Annotated in this window: 24 protein-coding genes and 1 other annotated feature (1 of these 25 cut by a window edge); of the genes, 9 read left to right on the top strand and 15 right to left on the bottom strand. The window is 41.4% G+C overall.

Annotated features, from left to right (window positions below; all coding sequences use genetic code 11):
• Positions 1 to 94 precede the first annotated feature (94 nt).
• The gene (locus N521_RS09750) at positions 95 to 1,393 is read left to right on the top strand and encodes an NCS2 family permease (RefSeq protein WP_035391080.1); all 1,299 of its coding nucleotides are present in this window, start codon (positions 95 to 97) and stop codon (positions 1,391 to 1,393) included.
• Positions 1,394 to 1,762: 369 nt separating this feature from the next.
• Positions 1,763 to 1,984, top strand: coding sequence for a DeoR family transcriptional regulator (locus tag N521_RS09745; RefSeq protein WP_008356419.1), 222 nt, complete (start codon positions 1,763 to 1,765; stop codon positions 1,982 to 1,984).
• Between the two features lie 67 nt (positions 1,985 to 2,051).
• Here the strand turns inward: N521_RS09745 and N521_RS09740 are convergent, their stop codons facing one another.
• A complete protein-coding gene (locus tag N521_RS09740; protein ID WP_017358330.1) occupies positions 2,052 to 2,768 on the bottom strand; it encodes a pseudouridine synthase in 717 nt (238 codons plus the stop codon).
• 16 nt (positions 2,769 to 2,784) lie between these two features.
• A complete protein-coding gene (locus N521_RS09735; protein ID WP_017358331.1) occupies positions 2,785 to 4,407 on the bottom strand; it encodes a putative polysaccharide biosynthesis protein in 1,623 nt (540 codons plus the stop codon).
• A 175-nt stretch (positions 4,408 to 4,582) separates the two neighbouring features.
• Between N521_RS09735 and N521_RS09730 the strand changes: the two genes are divergently transcribed.
• From N521_RS09730 to N521_RS09715, 4 genes are all read left to right on the top strand, one after another.
• On the top strand, positions 4,583 to 5,854 hold the full coding sequence (locus N521_RS09730) for a BaiN/RdsA family NAD(P)/FAD-dependent oxidoreductase (RefSeq protein ID WP_017358332.1): 1,272 nt from the start codon (positions 4,583 to 4,585) through the stop codon (positions 5,852 to 5,854).
• Complete coding sequence (locus N521_RS09725; RefSeq protein ID WP_008343027.1) at positions 5,851 to 6,048, top strand: hypothetical protein; 198 nt, start codon at positions 5,851 to 5,853, stop codon at positions 6,046 to 6,048. The genes N521_RS09730 and N521_RS09725 overlap by 4 nt, the downstream gene beginning before the upstream one ends.
• Positions 6,049 to 6,188: 140 nt before the next feature.
• Positions 6,189 to 7,721: a glycine betaine transporter OpuD gene (gene opuD, locus N521_RS09720; RefSeq protein ID WP_017358333.1), complete on the top strand. Its 1,533-nt coding sequence runs from the start codon at positions 6,189 to 6,191 to the stop codon at positions 7,719 to 7,721.
• A 133-nt stretch (positions 7,722 to 7,854) separates the two neighbouring features.
• The gene (locus N521_RS09715; RefSeq protein WP_017358334.1) at positions 7,855 to 8,379 is read left to right on the top strand and encodes a CbrC family protein; all 525 of its coding nucleotides are present in this window, start codon (positions 7,855 to 7,857) and stop codon (positions 8,377 to 8,379) included.
• Positions 8,380 to 8,410: 31 nt separating this feature from the next.
• On the opposite strand, the gene N521_RS09710 is transcribed toward N521_RS09715, so the two are convergent.
• The 7 genes from N521_RS09710 to N521_RS09680 form a co-directional block, all read right to left on the bottom strand.
• Positions 8,411 to 8,593 carry a sporulation protein Cse60 gene (locus N521_RS09710; RefSeq protein ID WP_003217582.1) on the bottom strand — a complete coding sequence of 61 codons (183 nt, stop codon included), beginning with the start codon at positions 8,591 to 8,593 and terminating at the stop codon, positions 8,411 to 8,413.
• Between the two features lie 101 nt (positions 8,594 to 8,694).
• Positions 8,695 to 9,006 (bottom strand): rhodanese-like domain-containing protein, encoded by a 312-nt coding sequence (locus N521_RS09705; RefSeq protein ID WP_035391078.1) that lies wholly within the window; start codon positions 9,004 to 9,006, stop codon positions 8,695 to 8,697.
• A 54-nt stretch (positions 9,007 to 9,060) separates the two neighbouring features.
• Positions 9,061 to 9,744 (bottom strand): YesL family protein, encoded by a 684-nt coding sequence (locus N521_RS09700; protein WP_035391076.1) that lies wholly within the window; start codon positions 9,742 to 9,744, stop codon positions 9,061 to 9,063.
• A 24-nt stretch (positions 9,745 to 9,768) separates the two neighbouring features.
• On the bottom strand, positions 9,769 to 11,058 hold the full coding sequence (locus N521_RS09695; RefSeq protein ID WP_024719299.1) for a Gfo/Idh/MocA family protein: 1,290 nt from the start codon (positions 11,056 to 11,058) through the stop codon (positions 9,769 to 9,771).
• Positions 11,059 to 11,076: 18 nt separating this feature from the next.
• The gene (locus tag N521_RS09690) at positions 11,077 to 11,601 is read right to left on the bottom strand and encodes a hypothetical protein (RefSeq protein ID WP_035391074.1); all 525 of its coding nucleotides are present in this window, start codon (positions 11,599 to 11,601) and stop codon (positions 11,077 to 11,079) included.
• Positions 11,598 to 12,710, bottom strand: coding sequence for a glycoside hydrolase family 88/105 protein (locus tag N521_RS09685; protein WP_035391072.1), 1,113 nt, complete (start codon positions 12,708 to 12,710; stop codon positions 11,598 to 11,600). The genes N521_RS09690 and N521_RS09685 overlap by 4 nt, the downstream gene beginning before the upstream one ends.
• Before the next feature lie 18 nt (positions 12,711 to 12,728).
• Complete coding sequence (locus N521_RS09680) at positions 12,729 to 13,694, bottom strand: ABC transporter permease (protein ID WP_008343019.1); 966 nt, start codon at positions 13,692 to 13,694, stop codon at positions 12,729 to 12,731.
• Positions 13,695 to 13,925: 231 nt separating this feature from the next.
• Between N521_RS09680 and N521_RS09675 the strand changes: the two genes are divergently transcribed.
• Positions 13,926 to 16,226 (top strand): helix-turn-helix domain-containing protein, encoded by a 2,301-nt coding sequence (locus N521_RS09675; protein ID WP_019743703.1) that lies wholly within the window; start codon positions 13,926 to 13,928, stop codon positions 16,224 to 16,226.
• A 35-nt stretch (positions 16,227 to 16,261) separates the two neighbouring features.
• Here N521_RS09675 and N521_RS09670 read toward each other — a convergent pair whose 3' ends face one another.
• Positions 16,262 to 16,633 (bottom strand): winged helix-turn-helix transcriptional regulator, encoded by a 372-nt coding sequence (locus tag N521_RS09670; protein WP_008343017.1) that lies wholly within the window; start codon positions 16,631 to 16,633, stop codon positions 16,262 to 16,264.
• 154 nt (positions 16,634 to 16,787) lie between these two features.
• On the opposite strand from N521_RS09670, the gene N521_RS09665 reads away from it, so the two are divergent.
• Positions 16,788 to 17,975, top strand: coding sequence for an MFS transporter (locus N521_RS09665; RefSeq protein WP_035391070.1), 1,188 nt, complete (start codon positions 16,788 to 16,790; stop codon positions 17,973 to 17,975).
• A 13-nt stretch (positions 17,976 to 17,988) separates the two neighbouring features.
• Positions 17,989 to 18,828, top strand: coding sequence for an aldo/keto reductase (locus N521_RS09660; protein ID WP_007501869.1), 840 nt, complete (start codon positions 17,989 to 17,991; stop codon positions 18,826 to 18,828).
• A gap of 44 nt (positions 18,829 to 18,872) precedes the next feature.
• On the opposite strand, the gene N521_RS09655 is transcribed toward N521_RS09660, so the two are convergent.
• The 5 genes from N521_RS09655 to leuS all read right to left on the bottom strand — a co-directional run bounded on the left by N521_RS09655 (position 18,873) and on the right by leuS (position 25,729).
• Positions 18,873 to 20,372, bottom strand: a complete 1,500-nt coding sequence (locus tag N521_RS09655) for an extracellular solute-binding protein (protein WP_035391068.1) — start codon at positions 20,370 to 20,372, stop codon at positions 18,873 to 18,875.
• A 25-nt stretch (positions 20,373 to 20,397) separates the two neighbouring features.
• Positions 20,398 to 21,258 (bottom strand): carbohydrate ABC transporter permease, encoded by an 861-nt coding sequence (locus N521_RS09650; protein ID WP_098680761.1) that lies wholly within the window; start codon positions 21,256 to 21,258, stop codon positions 20,398 to 20,400.
• 218 nt (positions 21,259 to 21,476) lie between these two features.
• Entirely contained in the window at positions 21,477 to 22,229 is a 753-nt protein-coding gene (locus tag N521_RS09645) for an NAD-dependent epimerase/dehydratase family protein (protein ID WP_035391066.1), read from the bottom strand.
• A gap of 52 nt (positions 22,230 to 22,281) precedes the next feature.
• Positions 22,282 to 23,184 (bottom strand): dienelactone hydrolase family protein, encoded by a 903-nt coding sequence (locus N521_RS09640; protein ID WP_008343011.1) that lies wholly within the window; start codon positions 23,182 to 23,184, stop codon positions 22,282 to 22,284.
• Between the two features lie 130 nt (positions 23,185 to 23,314).
• Positions 23,315 to 25,729, bottom strand: coding sequence for a leucine--tRNA ligase (gene leuS, locus N521_RS09635; RefSeq protein ID WP_019743697.1), 2,415 nt, complete (start codon positions 25,727 to 25,729; stop codon positions 23,315 to 23,317).
• Positions 25,730 to 25,826: 97 nt separating this feature from the next.
• Positions 25,827 to 25,892, bottom strand: a binding site (T-box leader) (it continues 156 nt past the right edge of the window).

The following is a 25,892-nucleotide window of genomic DNA, read 5'->3' as shown; positions in this document are numbered from 1 at the left end:
TTTTCTATTCCTCCTTGAAAAAAGGTTGCAATCCACCCTTAAAACGAATATTATATTAAGTGTTTTGTAATAATGTTCGTAAATGGAGGATTTTATGTTTCAGTTAAAAGAGAACCAAACCAACATAAAGAAAGAATTACTCGCTGGTATGACGACATTTTTTACGATGGTATATATTGTAGCCGTCAATCCAGGAATCCTTTCAGATGCAGGCATTCCTTTTGACCAAGTCTTTACTGCAACCATTATCGCTGCTGTTGTCGGTACCCTCTGGATGGCACTCTTTGCAAACTATCCGATTGCCATTGCACCAGGTATGGGGCTGAATGTCTATTTCACCGTCACTGTTGTCGGTGGTGGGGGTCTCAGCTATCAAACAGCATTTAGTGCGGTATTTGTTGCTGGAATACTCTTTATCATTTTATCGTTAACATCCCTTAGAAAACAACTCATTGAGGCGATTCCAGATAATTTAAAGTACGGGATTACAGCAGGTATCGGACTATTTATTGCATTCATTGGGCTAAGACAGTCTGGGATCATCACTGCTGATCCACAAAACCTTGTGAAACTAGGCAATCTAAGCTCACCTGTTGTCATTTTGACACTCGTTGGTTTAATGATTTCTGTCATATTAATGGTTCTTCAAGTGAATGGAGCGCTGTTTATCGGCATGTTAGCAACCACGTTAATTGCACTTGCAACAGGTCAGCTTCATTTTCCTAAAGTGCTAGTGGATACCCCAGCACTGCCTGAAGGAATGCTGATTACAAATCCATTCGCTGCGTTTGGCGATGTATTTTCCCATCACTTGTATGCTGTTGTCTTCTCCTTTTTACTTGTAACAATTTTTGATACAACAGGAACAATGATCGGGGTTGCGGAACAAGCAGGTTTAATGAAAAATGGTCAGCTCCCAAAAGTACGCAGAGCCTTACTTGCTGACTCTGCTGCGACGACAATTGGCTCAATGTTTGGAACAAGCCCAACCACAGCTTACATTGAATCCTCATCAGGAGTTGCTGCTGGCGGAAGAACTGGACTGACCTCTTTAACCGTTGCTGCATTGTTTATTGTGGCTTTGTTTTTTGGTCCACTCATTAAAGTCATTTCGGCTTTACCGTCCATCACTTCACCTGTCTTAATCATTGTCGGCTGTTTGATGATGAATTCAGTGTCACGTATTCGCTGGAATGAGCTTGACGAAGCATTTCCTGCTTTTCTTGTGATTCTTTCCATGCCGCTGACATCTAGCATCTCTACAGGAATTTCACTAGGATTTATTTCATATCCACTTGTGAAGCTGGCAAAAGGAAAATGGAAAGAAGTGCATATTCTTGTGCTCATTTTTGCCGTCTTATTTTTCGTGCAGCTCTTTTTCTTAGAAGGATAGCCAAAATAAAAAGACACATTTCTCATTTGAATGTGTCTTTTTTGTATGAATGATTTTTTATTTTGTAAATTTTCTGTGTTTATTTTTTGATCTTTCTTAAGTGGTAAACTTCTTTATACGCCTTGTGTTTATTGGGTTGTAACCGGATTCAAATCATGATATATAACATAATTTCATTCATAAAGACAAGTTTAAAAACACGTAAAGTTGACTTTTTGGTGGAACTAGATGCATAATAACGTGTATAATAGAATAAAACATTAAGAAACACGAACATTTACCATTGTTGCATGTCCTTATGTCGCAGTTTTAGTGTAGTAAGTTGTGGTTAGTCAAGTCCATCCGATCTTATTGATAGGGAGTGGTTTTTTGAAACCTTCAACAAACCGTATGATGACTCGAATAAAATCAGTTTATATGTTCATTCAAGAGAAAGGTCTTGTGACGACGCAAGAGCTGGTTGATGAATTCGGGATCACACCTAGAACCATCCAAAGAGACTTAAACGTGCTTGCCTATAACGATCTTGTTCATAGTCCAAGCAGAGGCAAATGGGAAACAACGAGAAAAAAAGTAAAAATATCATCATAAGCGAATAATGAACTTCCATATAACAAAAAGAACCGGCAAAATGCCGGTTCTTTTCATTTGTTCTATATTAATCACGATTGATTAAGCTGTCTAACTCTTCCTCCGTCAATTCACGGTATTCTCCGGGGGCCAAATCTTCGTCTAATGAAACAGCCCCCATCGAGAGCCGTTTTAAAAAGATCACTTCATTGCCCACTGCTTGTGCCATCAGCTTCACTTGATGGTACTTCCCTTCAGTAATCGTTAAACGGATTCGTGTATCTGCCTCTTGGTTGGCATCTACTTCAACCTTCGCCGGCTTCGTTCGGTAGTCGTCTAAAATCACAATTCCCTCTTCAAGACGAGTGATGTCTTGATCTCCAAGCGGGTATTTTAGATGAACTTCATACGTTTTCGGGACATGCTTTTTCGGAGATAACAATTGATGAGCAAGCTGGCCGTCATTTGTAAGGAGGAGGAGACCGACTGTATCCTTATCCAGTCTCCCCACAGGGAATGGCTCCCTTGCAATATCCTCTGGCTCTAGTAAATCAACAACCGTCTCATCTCGCAGATCCTCCGTTGCTGAAATGACACCGTCTGGCTTGTTCATCATGAGATAAATGAATTCTTTATACTCTACACGCTCTCCATGCACGAGCACTTCATCATTTGTTGGATCGACATGATCTTTCACCTGCTTCGCCACTTCTCCATTCACTGTGACAGCCCGGGCCTTGACCAGCTTCTTTACATCTTTCCTTGAACCAAAGCCGGTATTGGCCAGCAATTTATCAAGCCTCATGCTTCTCCACCTCTTCTTAACTCTTTTTTCTTAAAAATGATGGCATCCGGCTGCCAAGTACACGCTCTAACAATCCAACTTTATAAGATAAGAACATATACACACCGCCGCCTGTAATCATTGAAATCAAAATAACAATACCAGCTTGTATGATTCCGCCTTCATATGAAATGACTTGACTCACAAGCTGACATGTCACATAAGCCACTACAGCCATGATTGCCGTTAAAATACCAATTAAAATAAACCGTTTGAAAATCCTGCGGAACGAATAGCCTGCATGGCGCTTGATCATGATGAACATATACAAAATCGAGGCACTGTAGCCTAATGCCGTTGCAAGCACAGAACCGTTTCCTTGCAGCCAGCTAATCAGCGGGATATTGAGAACCGTTTTAATGATAATCCCTAACAAAAGACTGACGATCGCAAATTTTTGTTTGTTAATCCCTTGTAAAATCGCTGCGTTAATGGTGAATAAAGAAAACAGTAACGCAACAGGTGCATACCAAAACAAAATAGAAGTCCCAATCTCAGGATGCACAGACGGATAGAAAAACCAATAAACTGGTCCAGCCAATGCTGAAATGCCAAATGAAGCAGGCAGAACGAAGAATAAAATGACCTGCATCGTTTGATCAATTTGCCGATTCAGCAGCTTGTAATTTCGCGCTGTAAAGGATTCCGTTATGGTAGGAATCAATGTTAAACCAAATGCAGTTGCAAGTGACACAGGAATCATGACAAGCTTCGGTAAATATAACGTCACAATAGACAGAACCGCTGTACTAATATCCTGATGTCCTGATGCAATCATCGCTCTGTTAATTGTATTTGTATCAATATAAGAATAAATCGGAATGGCAAGCCCAACAAACACATAGGGTGCTGCATAACTGAACAGCTCTGTAAACATTTGCTTATAAGATAATCCAGAATAGTCCCCTGTATTCGGCTGCATTGCCAAAAGCCGATCTTTCCGTTTCAGCCAATATAAATAAAGCGTAAATAGACCGCCAAACGCACCAATGAGTGCGGCAAATGTGGCATAACCAACCGCAATAACAAGACCGCCGTCAAGCACTTTTAAAATGATAAACGTCGCTGTTAATAGGAAGATGATTCTGACAAGTTGTTCGATGACTTGGGAAACAGCTGTCGGGCCCATCATCGAGTGGCCTTGGAAAAACCCTCGCACAAGACTCATAATGGGTACAACTAATAGACCCAAACTGACCATCCGAATCACATAAACCACTTGATCAACCGTCAAACCGCCCGTTTCATTCGATCCTCCAAGCTGAATCTTGGCAAAGATCGGTGCGGTCAAATATAAAATAGAAAAGGCGATAATACCGGTGACAAGCATGACCGACATACCCGCCCTGAACATTTTTCTTGTTGTCTCATAATCGCCGATTGCATTATATTTAGAGACGAATTTCGATACCGCTGTTGGAAAACCGAGCGTAGCAATACTTAAAAAGATCGTATACTGATTGTATCCATATTGGAATAGCGCACCACCAGTCGCTCCGACCATTGCGCTAAATGGAATTAAGTAAATCATACCAAGAATACGAGAGAGATAAGTCCCTATCGTTAAAACCAACGTACCACGAAGCAGTTTATTAGACATGCGCTTAACCACCATTTTTCTAATGAATATTCAACTTAACTATTTTAACACATCATTTCATCGCACAGGTAACAAATCCAATACAGAAGTCACAAAACCAATCAATTCATATTTCAGCCTTCCCCAATCTTCGTTATAATAGAGAAATGACTGAAAGTAGAAAGAGGAATGTAACATGAAACATTATGATGTCATTGTCATTGGCGGTGGACCTTCTGGACTGATGGCCGCGATTGCATCGGCAGAACACGGTGCATCGGTTCTGTTAATTGACAAAGGAAACAAACTTGGCAGAAAGCTCGCCATTTCTGGCGGTGGACGCTGCAATGTGACCAATCGCCTTCCAGTAGAAGAAATCATCAAGCATATTCCCGGAAACGGCCGTTTTCTATATAGTGCATTTTCTGAGTTCAATAACGAGGATATTATTTCGTTCTTTGAAAATCTAGGTATTGAACTAAAAGAAGAAGACCATGGACGTATGTTCCCTGTCTCAAACAAAGCACAATCTGTTGTGGATGCCCTATTGGATAGGCTCCGCGCGCTCAATGTGACCATTCGAACGAATGAAAAGATTAAAACCGTTCTGTATCAAGACGGACAAGCAGCTGGAATTGTTACAAATAATGATGAAAAAATTTCAAGTCATGCCGTTGTCATTGCTGTTGGCGGGAAAAGTGTGCCGCATACAGGCTCTACTGGCGATGGCTATGCATGGGCAGAAGCCGCTGGTCATACCATTACAGAGCTCTTCCCAACCGAAGTACCCGTCACGTCAGACGAGCGTTTTATTAAGGACAAAGTGCTTCAAGGTCTTTCATTAAGAAGTGTGGCCGTGAGTGTTTTAAATAAAAAAGGAAAACCCGTCGTCACTCATGTCATGGATATGATCTTTACACACTTTGGCTTATCAGGTCCTGCCGTTCTGAGATGCAGCGGATTTGTTGTGAAGGAACTGAAAAAGCAACAGGCCGTCCGTCTTCAAATTGACTTATACCCAAAGCTCAATGACGAGGAGCTTTTCCAAAAACTTCATCGCGATCTAAAAGATGAACCAAAAAAAGCCATTAAAAATGTCCTGAAATCTTGGATGCAAGAGCGCTATTTATTGTTCCTTTTAGAACGAAATGGCATTGATCCACAGGAGACATTTTCTGGTCTCGCTAAAGATAAACTGCGCGCTTTTGCTCATGATTGTAAACATTTCATCGTCCATGCAAATGGGACGCTTTCTTTAGATAAAGCCTTTGTTACAGGTGGCGGCGTTTCTGTCAAAGAAATTGAACCGAAGAAAATGGCATCCAAAAAAATGGCCGGTCTTTATTTCTGCGGAGAAATTTTAGATATTCACGGTTACACAGGTGGTTACAATATTACTTCAGCACTTGTGACAGGCAGGTTAGCTGGCATGAATGCCGCACTAGAAGTAAAGGAGAGATTTCAATGATTAGACGCGCACTTCCGATTGTCCTTGCAGTTGTCATTAGTTTGACAGCCGCTTTCTTTATGAAGCTGTCCATTACCCCGTTAAAAATCGCCATTATTTTAGCGTTTACGATTTTCGCAGTTTGTTTAAAAGAATATGTCTACCGTCTGCGCAAACGAATTGAAGAAAAGTCATCTTCACATATCGATGGTTGATAAATGGAAGCAAAACATGTTACGGTAAAATAGAGGTCGAGTGAGAAACTCGCCTCTTTTTGTTTGAAAATAGTTGAGACAGGGGATATTAAACAAAATCCTCTGCTTAAACGTGTAGAACAACAGGAGAGTGAGATGGTGTGAAAAACGTATCAAGTGTATTTTGGATTGTGATTGCAATCACATTTATTGCCGTTCTATGGGGAGCCTTTTCTCCAGAATCACTGCAAAATGTGACAGATCAAATTCAAACATACATTACAAATGACTTTGGCTGGTATTATTTATTAGTCGTATCGCTTCTAGTCGGCTTTTGTCTATTCTTTATCTTTAGCCCTATCGGAAAAATTACGTTAGGAAAGCCAGGTGAAGAGCCTGAATTTGGTCTTTTTTCTTGGTTTGCGATGCTATTTAGTGCTGGAATGGGTATTGGGCTTGTTTTTTACGGAGCAGCTGAACCGATCAGTCATTATGCGATTCAATCACCAACGGGTGACACTGAAACTGCACAAGCCTTCCGTGATTCCCTTCGTTATACTTTTTTCCACTGGGGACTTCATGCATGGGCGATCTATGCCATTGTTGCGCTTTGCATTGCATACTTTAAATTTAGAAAAGATGCGCCTGGCTTAATCAGTGCAACACTGCAGCCAGTTTTAGGAGATAAAACGCACGGATGGATCGGAAAAACCATCGATTGTATTGCTGTGTTTGCGACAGTTGTTGGTGTTGCAACGAGCTTAGGATTAGGCGCAGCACAAATCAATGGTGGATTGGATTATCTATTTAACATTCCAAATGCCTTTAGCACACAATTGATTATTATCATCATTGTGACGGTGCTCTTCCTTGCATCTGCTCTTAGCGGTATTGGTAAAGGGATTAAATATTTAAGTAATATCAACATGGTATTAGCAGCTGTTCTGATGTTTTTCTTACTTTTGGTAGGTCCAACAGTTTATATTTTAAATTCATTTACTGACTCTATTGGACAATACTTATCCAACATCGTTCAAATGAGCTTTCGCTTATCTCCAAATGACCCTGAAAAGAGAGAATGGATTAACGGATGGACGATCTTTTATTGGGCATGGTGGATCTCTTGGGCACCATTTGTCGGGATCTTTATTGCACGTGTATCACGTGGACGAACCATTCGAGAGTTTTTAGTTGGTGTGTTAGTTGCTCCATCTATCCTTGTATTTCTTTGGTTCTCTATTTTCGGTGTTTCTGCGATGGACTTACAGCAAAAGAATATTGTCGATGTTGCAGGCCTTTCTACGGAAACCATGCTATTTGGAGTACTAAATGAATATCCGCTGGCAATGATCACATCGATTCTAGCTCTTATTTTAATTGCGGTATTCTTTATCACATCAGCAGACTCAGCTACATTCGTTCTCGGAATGCAGACAACCTATGGATCATTAAATCCAGCGAATAGTGTAAAGATCAGCTGGGGTATTATCCAGTCAGCAGTTGCGGCAGTGCTCTTATTTTCAGGCGGTCTTGAAGCCTTACAAAACACAGCCAAACTTGCTGCTTTGCCGTTCTCTGTTGTCATCATTTTAATGATTGTATCTCTGTACAAATCATTAAATGAAGAACGAAGAGCGATTAAACAAGCAAATAAGTACAATAAACCAAGAAGTCCAAGAGTAAAAAAAGCATAATCATCACAAGAGAAAAGTCGTTCCTCATCCGAACGGCTTTTTTTCTCGTTGAAATAATTGAAGATTGTCATGACATCGCGTATTCCGATAAAATAGTGTTGAATCATCACTTTTCTACATAATGGAGGTTTATATGACGTTACCTACGTTCAAGTACAACCCAGACCCAGTTTCATTACATGTAATTAAAAAAGAGCAGACGATATGCCCCGTTTGTGAGAAAGAACGAGATTATGTATATCATGGTCCTTTTTATTCTGTTGAAGACGTTTCTGGCATTTGTCCTTGGTGCATTAAAGATGGATCAGCTGCTCAAACATATAATGGAATGTTTCAAGACGATGTGAGTTGTGATGACGTCGATCATGAAGAATATATAGATGAACTGATCTACAGAACGCCGGGTTACCGCGGATGGCAGCAGGAATATTGGTTAAGCCATTGCGGGGATTTTTGCGCGATTGTGCAGTATGTTGGATGGAAAGAGATTGAGCATTTAGAGGAAGAACTCTCAGAGGATATTGAAGAGATTTGCAGCGGTGGACATTTCACAAAAGAGAACCTGAAACAATGGCTCGTGAACGGAGGAGACTTGCAAGGCTACCTCTTTCAATGCGTTCACTGCAAAAAGCATCGTTTACATATTGACGCTAGTTGATCATGGCAAAAGGACCTTTCAGCAGGTCCTTTTATTTTTTATATAAAATGAGCGCTGAAAAACAGTAGAGCTGCTCTCCTCCTTGCTCACAGATCACCGCCACATTGTATTTGATGTCAATAATTTGGTCGTCGTCCATTCCTTTTAAAAAAAGATTGATTTCGCTTTGCAAATCTTTCTCGTGTTCTTCATCAAATACAGCTACCTTCAGCACATATGCCACTCTCCCTTCTCTTGCTACTCTATTTTTATGCAAATAGAGACGGACATATGAACAAAAAAAGCCTTCCATCTTGTCGATGAAAGGACTTCTTTTTACAGCTTCGGTTTTGTTTCTCCTGTCCATGCAAGCATGCCGCCAACGACATTGGTTGCTTGATACCCTTGGTCTTCTAAGAAATAGCAGACATTCTCACTGCGTTTACCAGAACGGCAAATAATATAATACTCTTGCGACTTATCAAACGCATCCAGCTTCTCAGGAATATCCCCCATTCGAATATGGACAGCCTCTGGAATCATGCCTTCTGCTACCTCTTCATCCTCACGCACATCGACGAGTTGAATGACTTCTTCTTGCTCTAGCTTTTGCTTTAATTCTTCTATTGAAATTTCTTTTACTGACACGACTCTCATCTCTCCTTTTAATCACGGTGACACCATTATAGCAAATCATACACATCACTGCGTATTCACCCGCTTGGATTGAAGGAAAGACGGGAATCGTTTCTTCACATCAACTGCCGGCTGCTCGCTTTCAAACTCTATCTTTTTAAACACTTGATAGGCTAGCCACATGTGGCCATATGCGAGAATGCTGATGCTAAAAAACGGCACGATCCCTGGCAAATAAGCAAATAGGATAAAGAGAACAGCAGAGAAAACGAGCATAGAGAGCGTATATTGCAAATACGAGATGCCAAGCAGAAGGGAAAATTTCAAATAAAGACGCTTTTTCCACTCATAATGAGCCAGCAGCGGAAAGATATAAAACAAGCTGACAATAAACAGAAAACCAAAGATATAGATCGCAAAGCGAAGCACGTGTAAAAACCAACTCGTTGGATAAATATAAGCAAGGTCTACATAAATAATTGTCCCGATGATGACCAGCACCACTCCAATGACATTAGAGCGTACAAATTCTTCGCGGTATACTTTCCAAAAGGTTTGAAAGACGCTGACTTGCTCATGCCCTTGTATCCACTTTCTCATCACAGAAAATAACGCTGTTGTTGCAGGCATGAAGCCAAAGATTCCAAGCCCAAGTAAAGTGAACAAAAGCCATAACAAATTCGTATAGGCAAGTCTCATCACCCACTCACACATGCGCAGCATTCTGCTCATTGATCCATCATGATCCATCTCTCGTCCCTCCTCTCTTTCTCGTTACACCGTCTCTTTTTGAAACAATTCTTCTATTTCAATCGGGCGTTTTTCTGCAACTGAGCGCCACATGCCTTCGCCAAGCGCAATGGAATAAGCACCCGCCTCTGCTCCTGCCGAAATGTCATAAGGAATGAGCGGATCTTTTCCTAAAAATAAATCTGCTAATAATAGCGGATCTCCGCCTCCATGACCCCCTGATTGCTTCACAACTTCAATCGTTTCTTTTCCACCAAACATCGGGTAGTATGCAATGGTCTGTTCAGGGAATTGAAAAGGGATTCTCGATGGCACATGAAACTCATTTGTTTCAATCCGTCCCTTCGTCCCGTTAATCGCAAGCCGGTAGCCTTCATATGGCGCTGAAAATTGAATCGAATAACTTAACAAAGCCCCCTGATCATAAGCCACTGACGCCACATACGTATCCTCAATATCAATTTCTTGATCAAAAATACAGGCATCCGGGCGATAATTTGAGTATTGCTTTGACTGCTGCTCACCCGATTCAATATGGTCATCCTCCACCTTTGTGCGCTCTACCCGCGGATTCCACCTTGCTTCATAATGACAGGTATCTCTTACATGGCAGGTTCCACAATATCGATTCTCTTCACCCTGCAAAGGATTCCAAGGACTTTCATCCCCATAATAATTCAGTGCCCCATAAGCAAATACTTGCTTCGGCTTTTGATCAATCCACCAGTTGACCAAGTCAAAGTGATGGGTCGATTTATGAATAGACAGACCGCCTGAATATTGACGCGAGCGGTTCCACCTTTTAAAATAACTGGCTCCGTGATACGTATCAATGAGCCAGCTTAACTCAACAGACGTGACCCTTCCAATCTTTCCATCTAAAATGAGCTCTTTTATCTTTCGATGGAATGGATTGTAGCGATAATTAAAGGTGACGGTGACCTTCCCTTTGCTTTCTGCTTCTTTTTCCATCACCTGTTTGGCGTCTTTTGCTGTTGTGACCATCGGCTTTTCCGTTATGACATCCAGATCATGATCCAGTGCCTGCAGGATATATGTGACATGTGTATCATCTCGCCCCGCCACAATGACGATGTCTGGTCTTGCTTCCTTCACCATCTGATCAAATGCATCCTCATGAAAAAATGAGACGCCCCTTAGTGATGGAAAACGTTCCTGACAAAGTGTATACCGCTTCTCATCTACATCTAAGAGCCCTGTAATCCTGTAATGCTCGTTGAAATCCTCGGTGAGCGGTTTGATAAACATATTAAAAGCACGGTGACTGAGCCCGCAAACGGCGACCCTTTTCACATTCCCCCACCCCTTTTTCTATTGGTTTTCACGAAGCTGCTTCATGAGAGACAGTGCCTCTTTAGATTTCTCCGCATACACAGGAATGAAGGCGACCATATCTCGGTGTAATCGAAAGGTATAGCCGTTTAACTGCTTCGTTCCTTTCTTGATTTGGACCGCATAATCGACTGTATTTCCCGTCTTTGGATCTTGAATCGCATATGGTCCTGCCCCTTCGCCATCTATTCGCATCTCTTCAAGCAGCTGAAAGCTTTCAGGATCATCATAAGTTCTAAACATTTCTTCCGGGACAAACATCACGTCCCCCTCTTTTGCAGTTATTTCAACAAGAAGTTTTTCAGGAATTGCAGGGAAGATGTGAACGTCGTATGTCTCTTGATTTGGTTGAAAAGCTTTCTCCACTAATTGGTCTTTCATTGCTTTTGACATGTCAGAAAAAATAAGGACATCAATCCCCTCTGTTTTCCCCTGACAGGCGGACAAATAAAAGGCAGCGATGAAGCTGAGGAGCCATGCCGCAGCCCTTTGATGCCGCCTCATACCTTTTGAAACACAGAAAGCTTTTCTAGTTCAGTTAACGCCATAATAAAAGCGCCTGCTCCATGCAAATCATTCGTGCTCCGCTCTCTGCCAACGTAATAGTCATAAAATCCCGCAGATGTTCCAATACAAATATCGTTCACCGTAAAATCGCCGTTGTCTTTTTCCTCCGCTTTATACTGAATCAATCCTTGATACGCTTTGACCACGTGATCAACGTATCGAAGACTGACATATCCTTCATTCATGGCTTTTGCCATCGCATATATGAATAGACATGACCCTGAGCTTTCAAGCCAATTGTCGCTATGACTTCCTTTATCAATGATTTGATGCCATAGACCCGTTTCATCGTCCTGATATTTTGCCACACTTTCCAGCATATCTGTCAGTGTGTCCTTCCACACTTTTCGTCCTTCATGACCTTCTGGCAAATCTTCGATCATATCGGCTAACGCAAGGACATACCAGCCAAAGGATCTTGCCCAAAATTCTGGGGAACAGCCGGTCTGTTGATCAGCCCATGGCATCACTTTCCGTTCATCCCATGCGTGATAGTAAAGGCCCGTTTTTTCATCTTTGGTATGCTTTCTCATGAGATGCTCTTGATGGATGACCATGTCCACCAGCTCCGATTCTCCTGTCAACTGGGCATACTTTAAAGCAAAAGGCCCACCCATATAAAGACCATCTAGCCACATTTGATAAGCATAATTGTCTTTATGCCAGAAGCCGCCCTCAGACGTGCGATTCAGCGTCCGGTAAAGCCCCCGAAGCTTTTCTGCTGCCTTCACATACCGCTTCTCTCCCGTTCTTTCAATCAGCGGGAATAAAATGAGCCCTGCTTGAATGGCATCAAGCTCGTCTCTGCGGAATAACAGATTCCCATGGTCATCAATGAGTGAGTCAGCATAATTTTTCACATAATCAAAGTACGCCTCGTTTTCTGTTGCTTCGTAAAGCTTCATCACTCCGCAAAGGAAAACCCCTTGATGATAGTGCCACCTTCCAGCTGGCGGAAGTTCAATCGGTGTATACGCTTTCATTATTGTTTGTGCTAATTTCTCTGCATGCTCAAGCGGTGATCCCTTTTCAATCGATAATGTCATTGGTCTTCATCTCCCCTTTTAATAAATCCCTTCTTCTCCAAACTTCTTCGCTAAACGGTTTGCCATCATGACCAAAATAAGTCCAACGGCTGCTTTAAATAAACCAACAGCGGTACTATAGCTGAATTGTCCTTGCTTCAGACCAGCTGTATACACATACGTATCAAAAATCTCTGCGACTTCCCTGTTGGTCGCATTGAGTAATAAATAGACATGTTCAAATCCAAGCTCTAATGTATCACCAATTTTTAAAATGAGCAGTACAACAATGACACTTTTAATCGCAGGAAGGGTGATGTGCCACATTTGTCTGAGTCTGCCGGCTCCATCCATTTTTGCTGCTTCGTATAGCTGCGGATCTACTGCTGTAATCGCTGCAAGATAAATAATGGTTGACCAACCCGCTTCTCTCCAGATTACCTGCAAAATGTACATGGGTCTAAACCATTCTTGACTAAGAAGGAAGTTAATCTTTTCTCCTCCAAAGAAAGCAATCAATTCATTGATCAACCCGCCATCTACCGTTAACAAAACAAAAGATAAGGACACGACAATCACCCATGACATGAAGTGAGGAATATAAATCATTGTCTGAACAAATTTCTTAAACAGTGCCAATCTGACCTCGTTTAAAAGAAGGGCTAATAAGATCGGAATCGGAAAGAAAATCACGACATTCATGGCAAATAAAATGAGCGTATTTTTTAATAAGATGAAAAATGTTGGTTCTGTAAATAAGCGAATAAAGTGTTTGAAGCCAACCCACTCACTGCCAAGAATTCCGAGAAATGGCTGGTAATCTTGAAAGGCAATGATCAGCCCCCACATAGGGACATATTTAAAGACAAGAAAATAAAGAAGCCCTGGCAAAATCATTAAATACAGAAATTTTTGACTAAGTAATTGATTAAGTAAGCGCTTTCTCTTTTCTTTTTTCAAAGCTGCCGCAGGCACACCCTTGGCAGTGACATCCTGTGTTTTCACAGATAAAGCCTCCCCTCATGCTGATGCATGTGTTAACTGTATCTTAAGGATGAAAAATCCGTCTACAATCATATCATCAGATCATATTTACTCAGGGGAAGCTACTCAAAACGTTACATAAAACATAAGAAAATGATCCTAATCTCAGAAAATGATTATTGACAAACCTACCAGATTTTTGGATTAATAAACTAAGGGGAAAAGATTGTTTCGTTTGAAATGGGGGGTTTTATGAAAAGAAAGCAGTATAAATTTTATTACAAGCTGGTGACGTTTTTTTTCGTGCTTAGTACGATTCCTGTTATTATTGTCGGTATTTTTTCTTATCAGCATTCGCAAAAAACTGCACTCGAAAATATTTCAAATGAAAAGCTGGACAGCGTCAAACAAACGCAATCCAATATTGAGCATATTCTAAAGACAGTAGATCATTCTCTCACTCACTATGTCAGTTCGCCGCCTCTCCTTCAAACACTGGCAGAACCTTTAAATCCAGATCAATTCCAACTTTATAATCAAGTCCAACAAGAACTGAATTACCTGCAAACCTTCGACACCGATCTCTCCAATATTACACTTGTTAGTAAAATGGAAGATTGGTATATGAACAATTCTGGTCTTTATCATGTCTCAAACGGGGATCAAGAGAAAGCGTTAACCTCTTACCTCAATATTCCGAGTCATTCCAGCTGGGCACTTGAAGAAAATAATCCACTTGTCTCAACAAAAGAAGGAAAGACATCCTTTTGCAAATACAATGTGAATTTAATCAAGCAGCTTCCGATGAATAGTGTCCAAAAAAAGGGGATCGCCGTCGCCAGCATTCCAAGCTGCGTGATTGCTGACAACATGCCTGACTTCTCTCAATCTGATAGTATGTTTGTCATTGATACAAACGGAAAAGTACTGCTACATAATCGAAAAGAACAAATTGGTGACTCGTTAAAAAATCAAGATTTCGTCAAACATGTCCTGTCACTTGAAGAACGATCCGGACAATTTGATATGAAAATCGATGAACTAAACTATCAAATTACGTTTCAAAAATCAGATTATAACGAATGGACATACTTATCCTTTGTCTCCATTCCCGAACTAAAGCAACAAACGAAATCAATCGGGTGGATCACCTTTATTATTTGCTTTATTTTGTTAGCGCTTTCATTATTATTTTCATGGTTTGGCTCTAGACACTTTTATAAACCGATTCGCTTATTATACGAATCCTTTGCACGTAATGAGTCGTTTTTGCATAAACAGCCTTTCCAAAATGAATTTGAGCTCATCGAATCGAGCATTAAACAAATGAAAGATCAAAACAATGATCTAGAGGAACGGATTGAGCAGCAAGTGACACACTTACAGCAATACTTTATGGTGCGGTTGCTGCTTGGCAAGCTGACGGAAGAAGAGATTCACAACCGATTTCAAAGTCTAGGCTTTCCTCGTGACTGGTCCCATTTATCCATGCTTGTGACCCAAATCGATACACTAAAAGGAACGCCGTATGAAAAAAAGGATGCAGACTTGCTTTTATTTGCGATAAATGGACTGATTGAGCAGATTATTCCGCTAGAGGAGCATCTTCAGCCGACCGTTGTCAATCAGCATCAAACGACGATTGTTCTCAATCAATCGAAGTCAGAAGAGGAATTTACTGAATATTTAAATCAATTAGCCGAAACAATTCAGCAGCGGATTGAGGAAGAGCTGGGCTTGTCGATCAGCATTGGGATCAGTCGCTCATTTAAAGAGCTCTCTATGGCCAAACATGCTTATATTGAAGGAAAAGAAGCCTTAAAATATAGGCTCAAAGCAGAGAAAAAATCCATTCTTTTATACGAGCACATTCAGCAAGGAAAGACGTTTAAGACTCATTTCCCAAAACAGCTGCAGCATGATTTATTTGATGCCATTAAAGCAGGCGATCAAGGCAAGGCAGATCACTATTTACATGTGCTTCTGCAATCCATTTTTTCTAAAAATGCTGGACCACATGAGTACCAGATTGCTCTCGCTCGTTTTTTAAACAATCTCATCGAGCTGATGCATTTGCTAGGCATTGAATTGTTTGAAGTCGAAGATAATAAAATGCTCTATGATACGATCTTTGAGTTTAAAACGTTTGAAGATACAGAAGCGTGGCTGAAACATGAGATCATTCGACCCATCATTGATCAGCTCGGCGCGCGTGAAGACTCTCAATATAAAAATATCTCAGAGAAAATCATTCATATCATTCATCAAGAATTTGACTCAGATCTGACCTTGGACGAAATCGCTACACGCCTGCACTATAATCCAAATTATTTAAGTAGTATTTTTAGAAAAGAAATGGATATCTCCTTTAGTGAATATCTCTCGTCTTACCGACATCATGTCGCCAAAAACTGGTTGGTGGAGACGGATATGTCGGTGAAAGAAATTTCGGAAAAGCTAAAATACAAAAATCCGCAAAATTTCATCCGCTCCTTTAAAAAGCTGGAAGGCACGACGCCTGGAAAATACCGTGATCAGAAAAAAGGCACATAAAGCAAAGTCCCGCTCTCACAAGAAGCGGGACTTTTTTATTTAAACTGTTCATTTAGGATACTGTCTTCCAGCACTGAAAGCGGCTCGCCATACACTCGTTCAATATGGGCTGCCCCCCAATCACATAACGCATTCAAAATTCGCTCAAGTGACTGTCCGTATTCACTTAATTCATACTCCACTTTAGGCGGCACTTGTTCATATACAATGCGGTTAATCACACCGTCATTTTCAAGCTCTCGCAGCTGCTGTGTGAGCATTTTTTGCGTGATATTTGGCATGAGACGCTTCAGTTCACTCGTCCGCTTTTTCCCATGTGTTAAATGACATAAGATAACACACTTCCATTTCCCGCCGATCACTTCAAGCGTTGCTTCCACAGAGATATTATATTTCTTCTTTTCCAACGTCTCTTCACTCCTTTTGATGCTGAACAGGCACTTTTTAGTACCTATATTACAAAAAAGTACGTACTTTTTTTTCTGTCATCTATGTTAGATAATAACTCTTGCCGATCGGCTTCGTCTATCAAAATGTCATGAAAGAAGGATGTGAATCACGATGCAAAACAAACAAAATCACTTTGCCCTTCTCGCACTAGCGATTAGTGCATTTGCTATAGGTACAACTGAATTTATCTCTGTAGGTCTTCTGCCGATGATCTCAGAGGACTTTGGCGTGAGTGTCAGCCAGGCCGGCTGGACCGTTTCTTTATATGCGCTCGGTGTTACCTTTGGCGCGCCAATCCTAACCTCACTTACGTCAACGATGAAAAAAAAGACATTGCTTTTGCTCATTATGCTCGTCTTTTTGATCGGAAATACACTCGCCACGATTGCCCCGACTTTTTCTGTGCTCTTAATCGGACGAGTGATTTCAGCCCTATCACATGGCGTATTTATGTCGATTGGCTCGACCATTGCCGCAAGCCTTGTGGTGAAAGAAAAGCGGGCAAGCGCTATTGCCTTTATGTTCACTGGTTTAACAGTCGCTACTGTGACAGGTGTGCCATTCGGTACGTTTCTTGGTCATGAGCTCGGCTGGCGGACGTCATTTGGTGTGATTGTCATGATTGGCCTAATCGCACTGATTTCTAACTATTTCCTTGTTCCGTCTCAATTGAAACAGGGCGTGAAAACAACGTTTAAGGATCAAGCAGCCTTATTAAAGTCGAAAAGAATGTTGCTTTTATTTGTCATTACTGCTACAGGGTATGGAGGAACCTTTGTCGTCTTCACCTATTTATCCCCTCTCTTACAGCATGTGACAGGTCTTGCGCCTGGAACAGTTGCCTTGATCCTGCTGTTATACGGGATGACCATCGCCGCTGGGAATGTCATTGGCGGAAAAGCAGCGAATAAACAGCCAATGAAAGCACTGATTTATATGTTTATCATTCAAAGTCTCATCTTGTTTATCCTTAGCTTTACTGCTGGATTTATGGCACTCGGGATTGGAACTGTAATGCTGATGGGACTGTTTGCTTTCATGAACGTACCCGGCCTTCAAGTTGCCGTCGTTGATTTTGCGGAAAGGTATACACCCGGAGCTGTCGATGTTGCTTCCGCTCTGAATATCGCTGCCTTTAATGCAGGTATCGCCATTGGTTCATTTTTAGGCGGCATCGTGACAGATACCCTTGGGCTTGTGCATACCGGCTGGGTTGGTGGCATCATGGTGCTCATGGCGGCCATACTCACGATGGTGAGTCATCAAATCGAACAAAAAGAATACAAACAAACCATGTAAAGGAGTCTTTCATATGAACGATTTACAAAGTACAAAAACATTAAACAACGGCGTCCGCATGCCAGGATTTGGTCTTGGGGTCTTTCAGGTTGAAGAGGGAACGGAATTAATTGAAGCTGTTAAAACAGCCATTCAATTAGGATATCGCAGTATTGATACAGCTTCTATTTACGGCAATGAAGAAGGTGTTGGACGAGGCATACAACTTGGTCTAGCAGAAACAGGCCTTCGCCGCGAAGACATCTTTGTGACATCCAAAGTGTGGAATGCCGATTTAGGATATGAAGCGACACTAAAAGCATACGAAGACAGCCTGAAAAAACTTCAGCTTGATTATCTTGATCTGTATTTAATTCACTGGCCAGTTGAAGGGAAATACAAAGAAGCATGGCGCGCGCTTGAAACGCTATACCGTGAAGGAAAAGTCAGAGCCATCGGTGTGAGTAACTTTCAGCCGCATCATCTAGACGAATTATTGAAAGATGCGGACATCATTCCAGCAATTAATCAAGTCGAGTTTCATCCAAAACTCACGCAGGAAACCCTGTTTACGTATTTGAAAACACATGGCATCCAAATGGAAGCCTGGTCACCACTTATGCAGGGAGAGCTGCTGCACCACCCGCTGATCACGGAGCTTGCGGGCACATACAGCAAAACACCTGCTCAAATTATTTTGCGCTGGGATGTGCAAAAAGGCGTCATTACGATTCCTAAATCAACGAAAGCCCATCGTTTAAAAGAAAATGCCGATATTTTTGATTTTGTCCTATCTGATGAGGATATGAAGCGCCTTTCTGACTTAAATGAAAATAAACGAATTGGTCCTGATCCAGACAACTTCGATTTTTAATGAAAACACCCCCGCTTTTTACTAAGCGGGGGTCTTCATGTTCATCATTTTGATTTTTTAAAGGAAGCTTCATATTCTTCTATGATTTTATTTCCACCATTTGATTTCCACTTCTCTACATCTTTCTTAAATTGTTCTTCGTTGATATCACCAAGAATGAACTTATAGGTCGCATCATCGATGATTTTCTTCAATTCATTTCCTCGCTCTGATGCTGTTTCTGAATACAGGCTTTCAGCAGGGTTAGCGACAATGATGTTTTTATTGTCTTCTTCCAGCTCTTCATATTTTGTACGAACTGCATCGCCTTTATTTTTCAAGTAACGTTTATCAATCCCTACGAGGCTGACAAGCGGCTGTACATCTGTCTGCCAGCTTTTCACTTGGCTTTCTTCCCTCACAAATGTATTTCCATCTTGTTTGTTATAATGCTTTCCATCAATCCCGTATGTCATGAGACCATACACGTCTTCTTCTGCAATTCGGTCAAAGAAAGCCAAAATTCTCTTTAACTCTGCTTCTGATTTGACGCTTGTTTTTGGGAAGGCGAAGATGCCATTATGGCCGCCTGATGCCCATACACGTTCTTTTCCATCTGGGCCTTTGATTCGGTTGATAATATCCACTTCCATGTTTTTATCTGTTGCATCATCTCTTAAGTTCACTGCATCTACCATATTTCCTACATAGATACCCGCTTTTCCTTGTGAGAACAATTCTTGCTGCTGCGTTTTGCTTGTGACTGGGAAGTCTTTGTTTATATAACCATTGTCACGCAGCTTTTTCATATATTTCATTGTATTCATATACTCATCTGTCATAAAGTCTGGCGTAAATTTGCCGTTTTCCTCTTTCCAATCTGTTGGCATGCCTTCATAAGAACCAAGCGTTTTAAATGCACCGTAAATCAAATCGTTACGGTCTGTAAAACCAATTGTATCGTCCTTGCCATTTTTGTTCGGATCTTTTTCAGTAAATGCCTTGGCTACTTCATAAAGGTCATCCAGCGTTTTTGGTGTATCCAAATTTAAATTTTCAAGCCAATCCTTTCGAATGACAATCCCTTGTCTTGAAAGTGGTCTCTCTCTATAAATGCCATAAAGCTTCCCATCGATAGAGGCATTTTTATTTATCAGTTCGTTCATCTTACTTAAATTTGGATAATCCTTTAAGTATGGACCGATTTCCCAGAACATGCCTGATCTAAACGCATTGATAGCAGATGAATTCTTAATGTCTTGAATCGTCACAATTTGCGGGAGGTTCCCTGCGGCAAGTGCTGAATTTAAACGGTCTTCTTTCACCGCATCAGGCACCCACGTAATATCAAGCTCTGTATTTGTAAGCTTCTCAATCTCTTCTAACACTGAATCTTTTGGCGGCTGCTGATGATACAAAATCGCCATCCATGTCAGTTTCACCTTTTTGTCTAAATCAACCTTTTCATCTGATGAGCTTGCTCCTTTACTTGAACAAGCTGACAGAATACCGCTTGTGGCAAATAACAAAACAAAGGCAACCAGCCATAATTTCTTTCTCCCCATAAGATCCCTCCGTTATTCCATCTTTTTAACCCTTTACAGAACCTAGTAATGCCCCTTTGTTGAAATGCTTTTGAATAAATGGATAGACAAGCAGAACGGGAATGGTCGCCACGACGATGACCGCCATTTTAATGGTTTGGTCTGGCGGCGGTGTTGATGAGCCCATATCTGACATATCTCCCTGCATACCGCTTGATACAATGACGATTTGTCTTAACAGGACCTGAATCGGCCATTTCACTGAATCGTTTAAATATAAAATGGCTGTCATGTACGTATTCCAATACGTCACGGCATAAAAAAGTGAAATCGTCGCAATAGCTGGCAAAGAAAGTGGCAGCACAATTTTAAAGAAGATCCCTAAGTCGTTACAGCCGTCCATCTTCGCTGATTCTTCAAGGCTTGCCGGAATGTTTTGAAAGAAGTTTTTCAAAATGATCAAATTGAATGCATTGATGGCCACTGGCAGAATGAGTGACCAGTAAGTATCAAGCAGCCCAAGTGTTTTCACGACGATAAACGTCGGAATCATCCCTCCGCTAAACAGCATCGTGAAGACAACGAGAAACATGAGGGTTCTTCGGCCCTTTAGCTCCTGACGAGACAGCCCATACGCCATAAGTGAGGACAAAAACATGCTGACCGCTGTTCCAACGAGTGTCACAAGAATGGATACAATCAGGCTGCGATACACAATATCTGTAGAAAAGATATAGCGATAGGCCTCTAGAGAAAACGTCGTTGGAAACAAAATAAACTTCTTTGAGATGACCTCTTCTACTGTCGCAAAAGAGGCGGCAATGACATGGATGAACGGGAGCACACATATTAATGCGAACATGAGTAGAAAAGAGTAATTAAATACATTGAACAATCGGCCTTTAATAGAACGATCTATGTTCATCACGCCCTTTCTTTGTAAGCGTTATCATTTCGTCTGAACATAAGCTGCAGCCTTTGACGATATCGTGATTAAAATGTAACAAACGGGGAAAGAAAGCGTCTATAATCATCATGACAGACCACAGAGATGATCATGCCATTCGTGCTTTTAGCCTCATCAATGAAAAGAAAAAGATCATGAGCTAATGTCATGATTATGCCCTATGCCTGATCGTTTTCTTTCAGAATTTCTGCCGTATTGACATCTGGCCTGTAGCCTAACTCCAGCTTCGTTTTCTCAGTAGACCAAGGTTTTCCTTCGTTTTCTGATACGGCATAATAAGTCCCGAATGGAACGTCCGTTTCGATGGCAGCCTTGATCATGCCGAAAAGGTCTTCATGTGAAAGAAGCGTTCGTTTCGTTCTTTTTTTAGTGTGCAATCCTTCCATCTCATCTGTCACGACGGTTCCAATTCTCAAATTGATGACAGACATACCTGTTTGATCGTGAAACAAACGCCCAAGCTGTTCGGAAGCAAATTTTAAAATGCCATACACATTTTTCGTTGCTGGTACATCATCAGTCGTAATTTCTCGCCCTAATAAGGAGTGACCATCTTTTTCATAGCGATCTGTCACATGATTACTGCTTGCAAAAATGACTTTTGGAATGTTTAACCGGGCCGCTGAACGAAACATATCATACGTGCTTTTCCAAAACACATCATTCATTTTTGCAAACTCCTTTTCATTCATCACATCATGCGTCATGTCCACGTTTAAAAGATGAATGATCACATCTGTATCTCTTGGGATGGTTTGAAACAAATTCTCTTCAATTGCCGCATCTGCCATGATGACTTCTTCTACACACCTTGTTTGATCAATGATGGTCACGTCATACTCCGAAGAGAGCTCTTTAGTTAATAAACGTCCGATGACACCACATCCGCCAATCATGGTGATTTTTTTCATCTGTTTCCTCCTTCATCTTTTATCGGAGTAGTATGTCCATGCCATCTGTTGATTACAGCCACTTTTTCAAAAAACGTGTAGCCTCGTGGCGCATAGCAGCCGTTTCAAAATGACCTGCATGTAAACCTACAAGCTGATAACGTTCCTTTAAGGAAGCAGCTTGATAGGCTTGACTTAATGTCTGTTGAATTCGTCCAACACCTTCAGCAGGTGTAAGCTGATCATGCTTTCCAACTAAGCTTAAATGCGGTCTTGGGAAAATCATTTCTTGGATGTCAGCTGCTGTAAAGTGCTTAGCTAAGCTCGGTACATAATAGTAAAAACCGTGTCTATCTAAATGATTTGTTTCAATCAATGTGTGATGATCAACCTGTGCGCAAAGATCCACACACACACTGATCCTCTCATCAAGTGCTGCCGTCCACCATGAAAGAAGACCGCCCATTGACATCCCAAAAACAGCTAAACGCTCTGGGAGCACATCAGAGCGGGACAGCAAATAATCAATTGCACACATGCTCTCATACAGCATCATGCCCCACATCACTTTTCCTGTTAACAGCATTTCTTTGAAAATTTCACTTTCAGTTCTGCCCCTTCTTTCACCAAATCCCGCATGGTCAATCGCCAACACACTATATCCTTTTGAAGTGAATTCTTTTGCGTATGAAGGCGCTTGCAAATAATGAGCCCCCTTCAATAACTCTTCTTTCCCATCCACATAATTCCCACCATGAGAATGCTGGAACAAGACAACAGGCCTTTTTTTCACTGTATCTTTCGGCTTCACAAAATAAGCCGGAACTTCCTCCACCCCATGAATAGAGAGAATGAGTGTTTCTACTAAGTACGATTCACGTTCCTCAATCTTTAACGTATACGCCTCCACACGATGGCGCTCTGGCATTTCCCCTAATAAACTGAGCAGTTGTTCACGTTTGCTTTCCTTTTCCATTGACGTCACTCCTCATTTTCTTGATCAACTTGTTAAATACGAGATTGATGGGGGAATCACCTTGTTTTCGACAAAATTATGTCCCGGGAAATAAACAACACCCACCGGTATCAACCGATGGGTGCGTTCATTAGTTCGCGACAATATTGACAAGTTTTCCAGGAACCGCAATCACTTTACGGATTGTTTTCCCTTCAAGCTGTTCTTTTATCCGTGCATCATTTTTCGCAAGCTCTTCTAGCTGCTCTTTTGTTGCATCAGCAGGAACCGTTAATTTTGCTTTCACTTTTCCATTTAGCTGTACGACAATTTCCACTTCATCATCGACAAGTTTTGACTCATCATATTGCGGCCATGCTTCATAAGAAATAGACCCTTCATGACCAAGTTTGTTCCAAAGCTCTTCCGCTACATGCGGTGCAATTGGAGAAAGAAGTTTCACAAAGCCTTCTGCATATTCTTTCGGCAGTGTGTCAGCCTTGTATGCATCGTTGATGAACACCATTAATTGTGAAATCCCAGTATTGAAACGTAAGCCTTCATAATGATCCGTTACCTTCATGACGGTTTCATGGTAGCTTCGCTCTAATGGCCCGCCAGATTGCTCTGTCACTTTATCACTGATGGAGCCATCTTCATTTGTAAACAGACGCCATACACGATCTAGGAAACGACGAGCACCATCAAGACCTGTTTCAGACCAAGCAATTGACGCATCTAAAGGCCCCATGAACATTTCATACAGTCTTAATGTATCTGCACCATGAGATTCTACAATATCATCTGGATTGACAACGTTCCCTTTGGATTTACTCATCTTTTCATTGTTTTCTCCAAGGATCATTCCTTGGTTGAACAATTTCATGAAAGGTTCTTTTGTTGGGACAACACCGATATCATACAAGAACTTATGCCAGAAGCGCGCATATAGAAGATGCAATACAGCATGTTCTGCTCCGCCGATATACACATCAACCGGAAGCCATTTCTTTAGCTTTTCAGGAGATGCAAGCTCTTCTGAGTTATGTGGATCAATATAACGCAAGAAATACCAGCAGCTGCCTGCCCATTGCGGCATTGTATTCGTTTCACGGCGACCTTTCTTACCTGTTACAGGATCTACAACCTCAACCCAGTCTTTAATATTTGCTAAAGGTGATTCACCTGTTCCGCTTGGCTTAATCTCAGTCGTCTTAGGCAAAATCAGTGGAAGCTCTTCCTCTGAAACAGCTGAAGATGTTCCGTCCTCCCAATGAATAATTGGAATTGGCTCTCCCCAGTAACGCTGACGGCTGAACAGCCAGTCTCTTAAACGATAAGTGACTTTCTTTTCACCTTTTTGATGTTCTTCTAGCCATGCAATCGCTTTTTCAATTGCTTCTTCTTTCCCTAAGCCGTTTAAGAAATCAGAGTTGATGTGCTTTCCATCACCTGTGTAGGCTTCTTTGTCAATGTCTCCGCCTTCAACAACCTCTTTGATTGGAAGATCGAATGTTTTGGCGAATTCATAATCACGCTCATCATGAGCAGGAACTGCCATGATCGCTCCAGTGCCATATGTGGCTAACACATAATCTGCAATCCAAATCGGCATCTTTTCCCCATTCAATGGATTGATGGCATAAGCACCTGTGAAAATGCCCGTTTTCGTTTTAGCAAGATCTGTCCGCTCTAAGTCACTCTTAGATTGAATTTCTTTGATATATGCTTCAACTGCTTCTTTTTGAGCAGCTGTTGTAATTTTTTCAACTAGTGCATGCTCTGGTGCAAGAACGGCATATGTTGCACCAAATAGTGTATCAGGACGTGTTGTAAACACCGTAAACTGTTCGTCATGTCCTTCTACTTCGAAGTGAACATGTGCACCTTCAGAACGTCCAATCCAGTTGCGCTGCATGTCTTTGATGCTTTCAGGCCAATCAATGTCTTCTAAATCTTCTAATAGCCTGTCCGCATATGCTGTAATTTTTAGCATCCATTGCTTCATTGGACGTCTTTCAACAGGATGTCCTCCGCGCTCACTTTTCCCATCAATGACTTCTTCATTTGCAAGGACTGTACCAAGTGCTGGGCACCAGTTTACAGGTACTTCATCAATATACGCCAATCCTTTTTCGTACAATTTCAAGAAAATCCACTGCGTCCATTTATAATAATTCGGATCTGTCGTGTTAATTTCTCGATCCCAATCATACGAGAAGCCCAATGATTGAATTTGGCGGCGGAAATTATTAATGTTCTCTTCTGTAAATGCAGCTGGATCATTTCCTGTATCCAGCGCATATTGTTCCGCTGGAAGACCAAATGCGTCCCATCCCATTGGATGAAGAACATCGTATCCCTGCATACGTTTCATACGTGATAAAATATCCGTTGCTGTGTATCCTTCAGGATGCCCTACATGAAGCCCTGCTCCTGATGGATAAGGAAACATATCTAGCGCATAAAACTTTGGCTTATCTTCCGAGTCAGATGTGGCGAATGTTTTATGTGTCAGCCAATAATCCTGCCACTTCTTTTCAATTTCCCGATGCTGAAAACTCAATGTGAAAACCTCCTTTAATGTGTACGGCTTTATCTGCACAGATGACCACTGCAAGAATTCAGATTTTTCTAAAATCAACAAAAAACCCTCATCCCTAGAAAGGGACGAGAGATTTTTTGGTTCCCGCGGTACCACCCTTGTTAGCGTCATGAACTGTTCATAC

Source organism: Bacillus sp. UNC125MFCrub1.1, assembly GCF_000701305.1.
In the GTDB taxonomy this organism is placed as follows: Bacteria; Bacillota; Bacilli; order Bacillales; family Bacillaceae; genus Bacillus; species Bacillus altitudinis.
This window is presented reverse-complemented; position numbering and strand designations above follow the sequence as displayed.